Below are 13,066 nucleotides of genomic sequence, written 5' to 3' on the forward strand. Positions count from 1 at the left end.
GCTTTATCCGTGAGAAACCGTAGGCTGCTCTCACGGATATTGGCAACCTGTACCATGAGATCCCATGAGTGAGCCGTCGATCGCGGAGCTGGCACCAACCGCCCCGCTGCCGCCTGCCCCAGGCGCCGAGGACTACCTGGCCCTCGACTTCGTCAACACCGCGATCGCGCTGCCCGGCGGTCAGTACGTCGACCTCCTCGGTACGCCGGAGGCGGCGAACCAATGGCTCACCGGCCACGCGCTCGCGACCGACGACGCCGGCGTTCAGGAGATGTGCGCGACGCAGCTACGCGCAATGCGCGAACATGTGCGCGCGCTGTTCGCGGCCCGGGTCGACGGGCTTCCCGCGCTGCCGTCGGCCCTGTCCGCCGTCAACGATGCCCTGACCCGCGTCCCGACAGCGTCACTGCTGCTCTGGGACGAGCAGAACGGTCCCTACCGCGCCGCGATCTGCCCGCCGAACGAGATCCTGGACCGCGCCCTGGCCACGATCGCCGCCAGCGCCGCCGACCTCCTCACCGGCGCCGACGCTGACTCCCTCGCTGCCTGTGACTCCCCGCCTTGCAACCGCTACCTGCTCCGCCACGGCCGCCGCCACTGGTGCTCCACCCGCTGCGGCGACCGAGTCCGCGCGGCCCGCGCCTACGCTCGACGCACCCAGTCCCACTCAGCCTGAAGTTCTGGCCGGAGCGTGTGCATTTCGACAGGAGGTAGTCGGCTCAAGGCCCACCCGGCAGCCTCATCTCTCGCCTGACCCACCCGTATCGATGCGAGCCCGGCCGCATACCTCCTGTCGATCTGCACAGTTGCCTCGGAGGGGGACGCCTGGGCAGGCGTCCCCCCGCGTTAGCGGCGTACTGCCGGGGCTCCTACTGGGGCTCCGATGGCTGCGGCTTCCTCGTCGATGTCTACTACCGCACCGCTGAACTGGGCGTTGTAGAGGCGAGCGTAGGCGCCGTCGGCCGCGAGCAACTCCTGGTGGTTGCCTTGTTCGACGATCGCGCCCTCCTCCATGACGAGGATCAGGTCCGCGTCGCGGATCGTGGAGAGGCGGTGGGCGATCACGAAGCTGGTGCGGTCGGAGCGGAGGGCGGCCATCGCCCGCTGCACCAGGACCTCGGTGCGGGTGTCGACCGAGCTGGTCGCCTCGTCCAGGATCAGCAGTTGCGGATCGGCCAGGAACGCCCGCGCGATGGTCAGCAGTTGCTTCTCACCGGCACTGACATTGCTGCCCTCCTCGTCGATCACCGTGTCGTACCCGTCGGGCAGGCTGTGCACGAACCGGTCGACGTACGTCGCCTTGGCCGCGGCCAGCATGTCCTCCTCGGTGGCCTCGAGGTTGCCGTAGAGGATGTTGTCCCGGATCGTGCCGCCGAACAGCCAGGTGTCCTGCAGCACCATCCCGATCCGCGACCGCAGGTCGTGCCGGGTCAGCTCGGTGATGTCGACACCGTCGAGCGTGATCCGCCCGCCGTTCAGCTCGTAGAACCGCATGATCAGGTTGACCAGTGTGGTCTTGCCCGCACCCGTCGGACCGACGATCGCGACCGTCTGGCCGGGCTCGGCGACCAGGCTCAGGTCGGTGATCAGCGGCTTGTCCGGGTCGTACGAGAACGACACGTGCTCGAACTCGACCCGGCCGCGGGAGTCGGTGACCTTCTCCGGAGTCGCGTCGTCCGGCACCTGCTCGTCGGCGTCCAGGACCTCGAAGACCCGCTCGGCCGAGGCCACCCCGGACTGCAGCAGGTTGGCCATCGAGGCCACCTGGGTCAGCGGCTGGGTGAACTGGCGCGAGTACTGGATGAACGCCTGGACGTCGCCCAGTGACATCGTGCCGGAGGCGACGCGCAGACCGCCGATCACCGCGATGACCACGTAGTTGACGTTCCCGATGAACATCATCACCGGCATGATCAGACCGGAGATGAACTGCGCCCCGAACGCGGCCTGGTACAGCTCCTCGTTCTTCTTCGCGAAGCTCTCCTCGATCTCCTTCTGCCGGCCGAACACCTTCACCAGCTCGTGCCCGGTGAACGCTTCCTCGATCTGGCCGTTCAACGCGCCGGTATGACGCCACTGGGCGACGAACCGGACCTGCGACCGCTTGGCGATCACCGCGGTCAGGACCATCGAGATCGGGATCGTGACGAGCGCGATCAGGGCCAGCAGCGGCGAGACCACGAACATCATCGTGACCACGCCGATCACCGTCAGCAGCGAGGTGAGCAGCTGACTGAGCGTCTGCTGCAGGCTGGTCGAGATGTTGTCGATGTCGTTCGTCACCCGGCTGAGCAGCTCGCCGCGTGGTGCGCCGTCGAAGTAGCTCAGCGGCAGCCGGTTCAGCTTGCCCTCGACGTCGGACCGCAGCGCGAGGATGGTCCGCTGGACCACGCCGTTCAGGATGTAGCCCTGCATCCAGGACAGGAAGAACGCCCCGACGTACAGGCCGAGCACCATCAGCAGGACGTTGCGCAGGGCATCGAAGTCGATGCCGACGCCCGGGATCAGGTCGATCCCACCGAGCAGGTCGGCCAGCCGGCCGTTGCCCGAGGCCCGGGTCTGCTCGATCACCTGGTCCTTGGTCAGGCCACGCGGAAACTGCTTGCCGATGGCCCCGGAGAAGATGATGTCGGTCGCGCGGCCGAGGATCTTCGGCCCGAGCACCGACAGCGTGACGCTGCAGACCGCCAGGGCGACGACACCAGTCACCTGGAGCCGATGCGGCCGCAACCGCCCGAGCAGCCGCTTCGCCGACGGACCGAAGTTCATCGACTTGTCCCCCGGGATACCACCCGGAGGCCCGAACGCCCGGCCCGTCGTCGGCCGCTCTGTCGCCTTCACCGTCGCCGTACCACCGGCCGGCGCCGTACCCGCCGGCCCCTGTCCGTTCGGAGAGGGCGGAGTCTTGTTCTCCTCGCTCATGCACGTCCTCGCTTCGCTGCGGGCGCGCATGAGCGACACCGCTCGCTGTGTTCGATGGTGAACTCGCTTCGCTCCTTCACGCTGCCTCCTCCGCGGATCGCTGGGACTCGACGATCTCGACGTACGTCGGACAGGTGTCGAGCAACTCGTCATGTCTGCCCTTGCCGACGATCGCGCCGTCCTCGATCACCACGATCTGGTCGGCGTCGACGATCGTGGACACGCGTTGCGCCACGATCACCACACACGCTTCCGCCGTGATCGGCCGTAGCGCCGCCCGCAGCCGGGCGTCGGTGGACAGGTCCAGCGCGGAGAACGAGTCGTCGAACAGGTAGATCTCCGGCTTGCGGACCAGTGCCCGCGCGATCGCGAGCCGCTGCCGCTGACCGCCGGACACGTTCGTGCCGCCCTGGGCGATCGGTGCTTCCAGCCCTTCCGGCATCGCCTCGACGAAGTCCTTGCCCTGGGCAATCTCCAGCGCGTGCCAGAGGTCCTCGTCGGTCGCCTCCGGGTTGCCGTAGCGCAGGTTGCTGGCGACCGTCCCGGAGAACAGGTACGGCCGTTGTGGCACCAGGCCGATCCGCTCCCAGAGCGCCTCCGGCTCGATGTCGCGTACGTCGATCCCGTCGACGAGCACCCGCCCGTCGGTGGCATCGAACAACCGCGGCACCAGCGAGAGCAGCGTCGTCTTGCCCGCACCCGTGCTGCCGATGATCGCGGTGGTCTGCCCCGGCGACGCGACGAGGTCGATGTTGCGCAGTACCGGCTCGGCCGCCCCCGGGTACTGGAACGACGCGTTCTCGAAGACCAACTGACCGCGACCGGTGAACGACTTGATCGCGGTGACCGGCGGCCGGACCGAGGACTCGGTGTCGAGGACCTCGGAGATCCGGTCCGCGCAGACCGCGGCGCGCGGCACCATGATCATCACGAACACGCCCATCATCACCGAGAACAGGATCTGGATCAGATAGCTCAGGAAGGCGGTCAGCGCACCGACCTCCATCGTCCCGCTCTCGACCCGGGAGGCGCCGAACCACAGCACCGCGATACTCGACACGTTCAGGATCAGCATCACCGTCGGGAACACCAGCGCCATCAACCGGCCGGCCCGGATGGCCGTGTTGGTCAGGTTCTGGTTCGCCTCGCCGAAGCGCTCGACCTCGTGCGGCTCGCGAACGAACGCGCGGACCACCCGGATGCCGGAGATCTGCTCGCGCAGCACCCGGTTCACCCCGTCGATGTTCTTCTGCATCTTCCGGAACTGCGGGACCATCCGGCTCGCGATGAAGCCGATGCAGATCGCCAGCAGCGGTACGGCGACGGCCACCAGCCAGGACAGGCCGACGTCCTCGCGGACCGCCATGATCACGCCGCCGATCATCGTGATCGGTGCGGCGACCAGCATCGTGCAGGTGGTGACCACCAGCATCTGGATCTGGGTGACGTCGTTCGTACTGCGCGAGATCAGCGTCGGTGCACCGAACTGGTTGACCTCCCGCGCGGAGAACTCGCCGACCCGGTGGAACACCGCGGCGCGGACGTCCCGGCCGAACAGCGCGGCGGTCTTCGCACCGAAGTACACCGCGATGATCGTGCAGGTGATCTGGACCAGGCTGACAGCCAGCATCCAGCCGCCGGTGTCCATGATGTAGCCGGTGTCACCCTTGGCCACGCCGTTGTCGATGATGTCGGCGTTCAGGCTGGGCAGGTAGAGAGAGGCGATCGTCCCGATCAGTTGCAGGACGACCACTATGGACAGGTTTCCCACGTACGGACGCAGGTGCGTACGCAAGAGTCGAACTAGCATCGATCATCCCCAGAGTCGTGATGGCGGGCACCGTCGAGTGCGTACTCGGCGGTGCCCTCGGGGGCGGCATGCTGACCGGAGTCGTGCCAGCGGACACCGTCGAACGCGAAGTCGACGATCTCCTCGGCGGTCAGTACGACGCCACCGGAAATCATTGGGTGGGTGGCGGAGAAGGTGATCAGCCCGATCCGGCGGACCACCTCTTCGGGCGGGAAGCGCAACTGGTCCTGATCCGGGCGGAGCAGGTCGGCGAACGCGGCGTTGGCCAGGTCGGACTGGCGCTTGCGGTGGGCCTCGTCCATCGGCATGGACTTGAAGTCGGGTGGCCGGCGCATCCGCAGGGTGAACATGAGCTTGAAGACGCTGCGCAGGCGTTTCTGACCGACCTCGACGGCGGCGATGGTGCGCTCCCGAAGTGGCAGCGAGCGGTCGACGTTCTCCAGTGCCGTGATCAGGTCACTGGTGTCGAACGCGGTCGCCATCACGGCGTCGATCAGCGCGTCCTTGCTGCCGAAGGCCCGGAAGATCGTCCCCTCGGCGATCCCGGCCGCTTCGGCGATCTGCTTGGTGCTCACCTCGGCGCCGAACTCCTCCAGCAACGGCAGCGCGGCCCGGACGATGGCGGCGCGCCGTTCCTCGGGTGGCAGTGGTGTGGCTCGTGGTGTCACGCGTCGAGGTTAACTGAGTGAGTACTCACTCACAACTGTTTTCACCCTTTCGGGCCAGACCGGTTCTCCACCAGCGCGGACACGCCGTCCAGGAGCCTCGCAAGACCGTATTCGAACGCATGATCGGAGTCGTACGGTGCGTCGAACTCATTCCCGACCGTCGTCCCCACCCGGGTCGCGAGCGGGAACCGCTGGGCGTCGGCGATCTTGTCCAGGTGCGGCACGTGCGCCAGCCACCACTCCTTGTCGGTCATTCCAGACCGCTGGATCACCTGCCGCGCCTCGACGTCGGTCCGTACGGCGCCGTGGACGTACCCGTTCACCAGAGCCACAGTGGCGTCCATCTCGACGTCGGTCAGGCCGATGCCCTCGACCGCCTCGAGTTCGTACTCGTACTTCGCCATCACGTGCGGACCGAGCGGTGGGCGACTGACCGCGATCTGGAGCATCCACGGGTGGCGCAGGTACAGCTCGCGGTTCTCCCGGGCCACTTCGTCGAGCCGGGCTCGCCAGTCCCCGTCCACCTCACGTCGCGGCAGTTCGCCGTACACGGTGTCGAGCATGACGTCGAGCAACTCGCCCTTGCCCGGGAAGTAGCGGTACAGCGTCATCGCGCCGGCACCGAGCTCGTCGGCGACGCGGCGCATCGACATCGCACCGATCCCCTCGGCGTCGGCGATGCGCACAGCGGCCTCGACGATCCCCTCCACCGTGAGCGCCGGCTTCGGCCCGCGGGTCGGCTGCGGCCGCCGGCGCCAGAGCAGCTCCAGGCTCCGCGCCGGGTCGCCGCTGCCGCTGTACGCCTGATTCATGTGCGCAATTCCTCCGGATTGGCTACACTCGACCGCACTTCGTACAGCGTACTCAGTTTAAAAGTTGATTGACCTCAAGCACTGTCGAGGTTCTACGGTCGAGAACTGTCGGTGCTGTCCTGAATCATCGACCTTCCCGATCGACCGATCCCAGCGGAGCACAGCCGTGAGCATGGAGATGACCGCGTGGAACTCGCTGTACCACGCGATGAACGCCCAGGACGAGAAACGCCCGTTCTCACGGGCCACACTGCTGCGGATCCTCGCCTTCGCGCGCCCGCACCGCCGGCAACTGATCGCGTTCCTCGTGCTCAGCGTCGTCGCGGCCGTGCTCGCGGTCGCGACACCGGTGCTGGCCGGGAAGGTGGTCAACGCGATCGTGGGTGGGGAGGCGTTCAGCGTCGTTCTGCAGCTGTCCCTCCTGATCGCGGTGATCGCGATCGCCGAGGCCGGGATCAGCCTGTGGACGCGCTGGCTGTCGGCGCGGATCGGTGAAGGACTGATCCTGGATCTGCGGACGGCGGTGTTCGACCACATCCAGCGGATGCCGATCGCCTTCTTCACCCGGACCCGGACCGGAGCGCTGGTCTCCCGGCTGAACAACGACGTGATCGGGGCGCAGCGCGCGTTCAGCGACACGCTGTCCGGCGTCGTCAGCAACCTCGTGATGCTGGTGCTCACGCTGGTCGTGATGATCGGGGTGTCGTGGCAGATCACTCTGCTCGCGCTGATCCTCCTGCCGATCTTCGTAATACCGGCCCGCCGGGTCGGGACCAAACTGGCCGCGCTGGAGCGGGAGGCGGCGAACTACAACGCCACCATGAGCACGCAGATGACCGAGCGCTTCTCGGCGCCGGGCGCGACCCTGGTGAAGCTGTTCGGCCGGCCGAAGCGGGAGTCGCTGGAGTTCGCGATCCGGGCGCGGCGGGTGCGTGACATCGGCGTGCGGACCGCGATGGTGCAGTGGATCTTCGTCACCGCGCTGACGCTGGTGTCGGCGCTCGCGCTGGCGCTCGTCTACGGACTCGGCGGGTTCTACGCGCTGCGCGACCAGCTCGACGCGGGTTCGGTCGTCTCGATGGCCTTGCTGCTCACCCGGCTGTACTCACCACTCACGGCGCTGGCGAGTGCGCGGCTCGAGGTGATGACCGCGCTGGTCAGCTTCGAGCGCGTCTTCGAGGTGCTGGATCTCGAGCCGCTGATCAAGGACAAGCCGGATGCCGGCCGGGTGCCCGAGGGGCCGGTGGCGGTCGAGTTCGCGCAGGTCGGCTTCGCGTATCCGTCCGCGGACAAGGTATCGCTGGCCTCGCTCGAAGAAGTCGCCAAGCTCGACACCCGCGGTGGTGTCGAGGTGCTGCACGACGTGTCCTTCCGTGCCGAGCCCGGGCAGATGGTCGCGCTCGTCGGCTCGTCCGGCGCCGGGAAGTCGACCATCGCGCAGCTCATCCCCCGCCTGTACGACGTGGATTCGGGCGCGGTGAAGCTCGCCGGGGTCGACGTACGGGACGTGTCGGCGGAGTCGCTGCGGGACACGCTCGGCATGGTCACGCAGGACGGTCACCTGTTCCACGACTCGATCCGCGAGAACCTGTTGCTCGCTCGGCCGGAAGCTTCGGAGGCCGACCTGTGGGATGCGCTGACTCGGGCGCGGCTGGGTGAGCTGATCAGATCGCTGCCGGATCAGCTGGACACGGTCGTCGGTGAACGCGGGTACCGGCTGTCGGGTGGTGAGCGGCAGCGGCTCACGATCGCTCGGCTGCTGCTCGCGCAACCGCGGGTCGTGATCCTCGACGAGGCCACCGCGGCGCTGGACTCGACCAACGAAGCGGCCGTCCAGGCGGCACTGACCGAGGCCCTGGCCGGACGCACGGCGGTTGTGATCGCGCACCGGTTGTCGACCATCCGGGCTGCCGATCAGATCCTCGTGATCGAGGCCGGCCGGATCATCGAGCGTGGCACCCACTCGGACCTGCTCGCTGCCGGTGGTCGGTACGAGGAGCTGTACCGGACCCAGTTCGACCAGCCGGACAGTGGCCAGGCCGATGTGGAGGTCGTCACGGTCTGAGGTCGTTTGCTGCGGATCGCATGAGTAGTCGTTAGGGAGGACGTCGGGTTGGCGGGTACGGGGCAGCAGGAGCTCGCGGGGTGTGCGGTGGTGTTCAAGCCGGCCGATCCGCCGCGGGAGGGCAGGATCGCGTTCTGGGATCCGGACGGTGAGCGGCTTCCGCTGGGCGTTGGTGAGCAGACGGAGTTGGAGCTGGTCGTCGACGCGGAGCCGCGCTCGGTCCGTGCGATCGAGCTGACCGTCGCGGAGGCCGTGCCGGTGCTGGGCCGAGCGCGGCGCGCGCCCGGCGCTCATCCGTCGGCGGCCTTCTGGGGCGGCGCCTCGCTGATCGCATTGCAGTTGGTGGCCCGGGGCAAGCTTCTTCCCGGCGTCTCCCCCGCCGGCCACGACGCCTGGCGCGCCGGCCCGCTGGATGCCGCCGACGTCACTCGCCTCCTCGAGCTCGCCGAGGCCATGCCCCCGTCAGCCCGAGCCCTCCCGCTCGAACCAGCCCCGACCGCTCCCCCGTCGGGTGATCCGGCGCCGATCGGGGCTCCCGGTAGGGTGCGGTTGCCTGTTGCTGAGGACTTGGTGCGGGCGTTCGTGGATGCTGTTGCGGATGGGATGCCGCGGTCGCCGGCTGCCGCGAAGGCACATCAGACCGGGCTGTTCGCCGCGTCCACCCCGCAGCGGGCGGAGCGGTTGCGGTCGTGGGCCGACGAGGTGTCGGTGGGCTTGGACACCGGGGTGCGGATCTCGTTGCGGATCGAGATGGCCGACTCCCTGGCGTTCTCGGCGGTAGTGCAACTGCACAGCCTGAAGGACCCGACTCTGGTGCGGGACGCGAACGACGTCTGGGCCGAGGACGTCGCCGGGTTCGGTCCGCGGGCGCGGATCGACGCGACGCTGGCGATCCGGCGGGCCGCCCGCGTGTGGGCGCCCTTGGGTCGTCTCCTGGACTCCGCCGTACCGGATCGGATGGAGCTGGCCGATGAGGAGGTCGGTGAGCTGCTGGCGGGATCGGCGCAGCGGCTGACGGCGGCCGGGGTGGATCTGCACTGGCCACGCAGCCTCGGGCGTGCGCTGACCGCTCGGGCCGCGATCACGTCGTCGGACGGACCGCCCAGCGACCTGCCGAGCTTCTTCGGCGGCGAGGCCACCCTCGACTTCAGCTGGCAGGTTGCTCTCGGCAATGACCCTGACAGCGAGCCACTGACCGAGGCAGAGATGGATCGGCTGGCTGAAGCGACCCGACCGGTGGTCCGGCTCCGCGACCAGTGGATGCTGATCGACCCCGACCTCGCTCGGAAGGCCCGCGAGCGGATCCTCAAACCAGTCACCGCGATCGATGCCCTCAGCGCCGCGCTCACCGGCAGCGCCGAGATCGACGGCCGCCAAGTCACGATCGAGCCGACCCGCTGGCTCGCCGATCTGCGCGCCCGGATCGCCGACCCGGACCGCGCCGACGAACCGATCGAGGCGCCGGCCGGACTGCACGCCACCCTGCGCGACTACCAGCTGCGCGGTCTGCGGTGGCTCGCCCGGATGACCTCGCTCGGACTCGGCGGCTGCCTGGCCGACGACATGGGTCTGGGCAAGACGATCACACTCATCTCGCTCCACCTGCACCGCCAGGAGTCGACCGCCACCGCAGGCCCCACCCTCGTGGTCTGTCCGGCCTCCCTGCTCGGCAACTGGGAGCGCGAGGTCCAGCGCTTCGCGCCAGGCACCCCGGTACGTCGCTTCCACGGTTCCTCGAGATCGCTCGACGACGCCGAGCACGGCTTCGTGCTGACGACGTACGGCACCTTGCGGCGTGACGCCGTACGGCTGGCTGGTCATCGGTGGGCGATGGTCGTTGCCGACGAGGCGCAGCATGTGAAGAACCCGTCGTCGAGTACGGCGAAGGCGTTGCGGACCGTGCCGTCGCAGGCGCGGGTCGCGTTGACCGGGACCCCGGTGGAGAACAACCTGTCCGAGCTGTGGGCGATCCTCGACTGGACGACGCCCGGTCTGCTCGGCCGGCTCGGGACGTTCCGGAATCGGTGGGCGGCGCCGATCGAGGCGGACAAGGACGAGGAGGTCGCGGAGCGGCTGGCGAAGCTGGTGCGGCCGTTCCTGCTCCGGCGCCGCAAGTCCGATCCGGGCATCGCGCCCGAGCTGCCGCCGAAGACGGAGACCGATCAGCCGGTGTCCCTCACGCGTGAGCAGGTGGTGTTGTACGAGGCAACGGTTCGCGAGCTGATGGCGGAGGTGCAGGCCAGCGACCGGATGGCTCGGCGCGGGCTGATCGTGAAGTTGCTGACCGGACTCAAGCAGATCTGCAACCACCCGGCGCAGTACCTGAAGGAAGGCGACGACGCGCGCCTGAACGGACGGTCCGGGAAGCTCGAACTGCTCGACGAACTGCTCGAGACGATCGTGGCCGAGGACGGCGCGGTCCTGGTCTTCACGCAGTACGTCGCGATGGCGCGGCTGCTCGAGCGGCATCTGGCCGGCCGCGGCATCGGTACGCAACTACTGCACGGTGGGACGCCGGTGCCGAAGCGTGAGGAGATGGTCGAGCGGTTCCAGGACGGCGAGGTGCCGGTGTTCCTGCTGTCGTTGAAGGCGGCCGGGACCGGGCTGAACCTGACGCGGGCGGATCACGTCGTGCACTACGACCGGTGGTGGAATCCGGCGGTCGAGGATCAGGCGACGGACCGCGCGTACCGGATCGGGCAGACCCGGCCGGTGCAGGTGCACCGCTTGATTGCCGAAGGCACCATCGAGGACCGCATCGCCGCGATGCTGAGCAGCAAGCGTGAACTCGCCGAAGCCGTCCTGACCGGCGGCGAGGCCGCCCTCACCGAACTCTCCGACACCGAACTCGCCGACCTCGTAGAGCTCAGAGGTGCGCGATGACGGAGGCTCGGGGATTTCCTGCCTTTCCGGCACAGCGGCGGAGTACTCGAGGGCGGTCGTGGTGGGCGCGGGCGTGGGTGCAGGCGCTCGAGGACACTTCGCTCGATGCGGACCAGTTGCGGAGGGGACGGCGGTACGCGAACTCCGGTCAGGTCGGGACGATCACGATCAGCCCGGGCCGGATCGCGGCGACCGTCTACTCCCCCGACGACACCTTCGAGGCCGTCGTTCGCGTCGATGAGCTGAGTGACTCCGACTGGAGCCGCTTCCTCGATCAGGTGGCCGCTCGCGCGGGTCACATCGCGGCGCTCCTCGACGGCGAGATGCCGCACGACCTGGTGGAAGCGGCCGCCGACGCGGGCGTCTCGCTGCTCCCCGGGATCGGCGACCTCGACCCCAGCTGTACCTGCGACGGCTGGGAACTCCCCTGCCGGCACGCGGCCGGCCTCTGCTACCAAGTCGCCTGGCTGCTCGACTCCGACCCGTTCGTCCTCCTCCTTCTCCGCGGCACCTCCCGCGACGATCTGCTCGACCAACTGCAAACGAGGAGCCAAACGGCACCGGCTGACGAAGCTGACGAAGCCGACGAGGCCGGCGCATCACTGCACGACGTACTCGCGACTCCGGTCGGCGCGCTGCCCGACGTTCCGGAGTTGCCGGGGAAGGTCGTCGCCGACGAGCTGGCGGTGAGTGGGATCGAGCCGCCGGCAGGGTTCGGGCCGACCACGTTGCAGCTGCTCGTGCTGGATGCGGCTCGGCGGGCTCGCGCGTTGTTGAACGCATTGCTGCACTGCACAACCGAGCCGCAAAGGCTCGACGAATGGCAGGACGCAGTACGACTGGCCGCGGACTTCCCCGAGCTGAGTGACACTCTGGCCAACGCCACCGGCCGGAGCGAAGAGCTTGCCCTGGGCATCCAAGCCTGGCGGTACGGCGGAGCGTCCGGCCTCGACGTCCTCGAGCACACCTGGACACCCGATCCCGCCGAGCTCGCCCGCGCCCGGACCGAACTGCTTGCCGCAGACGACGAGCTCACCATCCAGGTCCTCGGCAACCGCCTCACCCTCGGCCCGGACACCCAGCTCAGACTCGACCATCACGGCCGCTGGCACCCGTATCGCCTGGTCGACGACACCTGGACCCCAACGGCACCCGCCACCACCGATCCACTCACCGCCCTGGCCACCGAGTAGTAAATCCGGTGCGACCACCTGACAACCTGGCTAGGGTGACGGGAACTTCGGAGCAACGAGGAGGTGGGTTGATGTCGGCGCGAACGAGTGCTGCCGCATGCCCGGCAGCAGACACGCTCATCCAACCCACCCCGGGTTCCGTCTGACCAAGACCGGCGGAACCCCTTGCCCGAAAGGGACTTCTCCGTTGTCCATCACCTGGAACACCCGCGCCGAGACGCCGGCCGACGCCGACACGGTCCGTGACATCACCCGGCAGGCCTTCGGCCGCCAGTTCGAGGTCGACTTCCTCGATGCCCTGCGTTCGGACCCGATCGCCAACCTGCCAGGGTTGTCGCTCGTGGCAACCACACCGGACGACCGACCGGTTGCCTACGCACTCCTCACCCGCGCCCACGTCGGCGACACCCCGATCCTCTCCCTGGGTCCGGTCGCCGCACTTCCGGCGTACCAGCGACAAGGCGCAGGGAGCGCGGCCGTCATCGCGGCGCTCGACACCGCGCGTGATCGTGATGAGCAGACCGTCATCGTGCTCGGTCACGACACGTACTACCCGAGGTTCGGATTCCGGCAGGCAACCGAGTTCGGCATCCACCATCCGCAGTACGACGGACCGAACCTGATGGCGCTCGCCCTCGGTGATCAGCGACCGCCCACTGGTGACCTCACGTATCCAGTGACGGCCTGATCGATCGCGGGGCCGCCGGGGCGTA

The 13,066-nt window shown here is 68.4% G+C and carries 9 protein-coding genes; 5 read left to right on the top strand and 4 right to left on the bottom strand.

Translation table 11 applies throughout. The features are described 5' to 3' along the window. Positions 1-64: 64 nt before the first annotated feature. Positions 65-676 carry a CGNR zinc finger domain-containing protein gene (locus ACGFH6_RS28445; protein ID WP_393389990.1) on the top strand — a complete coding sequence of 204 codons (612 nt, stop codon included), beginning with the start codon at positions 65-67 and terminating at the stop codon, positions 674-676. A 170-nt stretch (positions 677-846) separates the two neighbouring features. On the opposite strand, the gene ACGFH6_RS28450 is transcribed toward ACGFH6_RS28445, so the two are convergent. From ACGFH6_RS28450 to ACGFH6_RS28465, 4 genes are all read right to left on the bottom strand, one after another. Continuing rightward, positions 847-2,922, bottom strand: a complete 2,076-nt coding sequence (locus tag ACGFH6_RS28450) for an ABC transporter ATP-binding protein (protein WP_393389992.1) — start codon at positions 2,920-2,922, stop codon at positions 847-849. A 76-nt stretch (positions 2,923-2,998) separates the two neighbouring features. After that, the gene (locus ACGFH6_RS28455; RefSeq protein WP_393389995.1) at positions 2,999-4,732 is read right to left on the bottom strand and encodes an ABC transporter ATP-binding protein; all 1,734 of its coding nucleotides are present in this window, start codon (positions 4,730-4,732) and stop codon (positions 2,999-3,001) included. Continuing rightward, on the bottom strand, positions 4,726-5,400 hold the full coding sequence (locus tag ACGFH6_RS28460) for a TetR/AcrR family transcriptional regulator (RefSeq protein ID WP_393389997.1): 675 nt from the start codon (positions 5,398-5,400) through the stop codon (positions 4,726-4,728). The genes ACGFH6_RS28455 and ACGFH6_RS28460 overlap by 7 nt, the downstream gene beginning before the upstream one ends. A 41-nt stretch (positions 5,401-5,441) precedes the next feature. Continuing rightward, positions 5,442-6,212: a TetR/AcrR family transcriptional regulator gene (locus ACGFH6_RS28465; protein WP_393390000.1), complete on the bottom strand. Its 771-nt coding sequence runs from the start codon at positions 6,210-6,212 to the stop codon at positions 5,442-5,444. A gap of 178 nt (positions 6,213-6,390) precedes the next feature. On the opposite strand from ACGFH6_RS28465, the gene ACGFH6_RS28470 reads away from it, so the two are divergent. The 4 genes from ACGFH6_RS28470 (at position 6,391) to ACGFH6_RS28485 (ending at position 13,041) form a co-directional block, all read left to right on the top strand. Next, positions 6,391-8,277, top strand: a complete 1,887-nt coding sequence (locus tag ACGFH6_RS28470) for an ABC transporter ATP-binding protein (protein ID WP_393390559.1) — start codon at positions 6,391-6,393, stop codon at positions 8,275-8,277. A 48-nt stretch (positions 8,278-8,325) separates the two neighbouring features. After that, on the top strand, positions 8,326-11,160 hold the full coding sequence (locus tag ACGFH6_RS28475; protein ID WP_393390003.1) for an SNF2-related protein: 2,835 nt from the start codon (positions 8,326-8,328) through the stop codon (positions 11,158-11,160). Then, on the top strand, positions 11,157-12,353 hold the full coding sequence (locus ACGFH6_RS28480; protein WP_393390005.1) for an SWIM zinc finger family protein: 1,197 nt from the start codon (positions 11,157-11,159) through the stop codon (positions 12,351-12,353). The genes ACGFH6_RS28475 and ACGFH6_RS28480 overlap by 4 nt, the downstream gene beginning before the upstream one ends. A 187-nt stretch (positions 12,354-12,540) precedes the next feature. Continuing rightward, entirely contained in the window at positions 12,541-13,041 is a 501-nt protein-coding gene (locus tag ACGFH6_RS28485; RefSeq protein WP_393390008.1) for a GNAT family N-acetyltransferase, read from the top strand. Positions 13,042-13,066 lie beyond the last annotated feature (25 nt).

It is taken from the genome of Kribbella sp. NPDC049227 (assembly GCF_043197265.1).
Taxonomy (GTDB): domain Bacteria; phylum Actinomycetota; class Actinomycetes; order Propionibacteriales; family Kribbellaceae; genus Kribbella.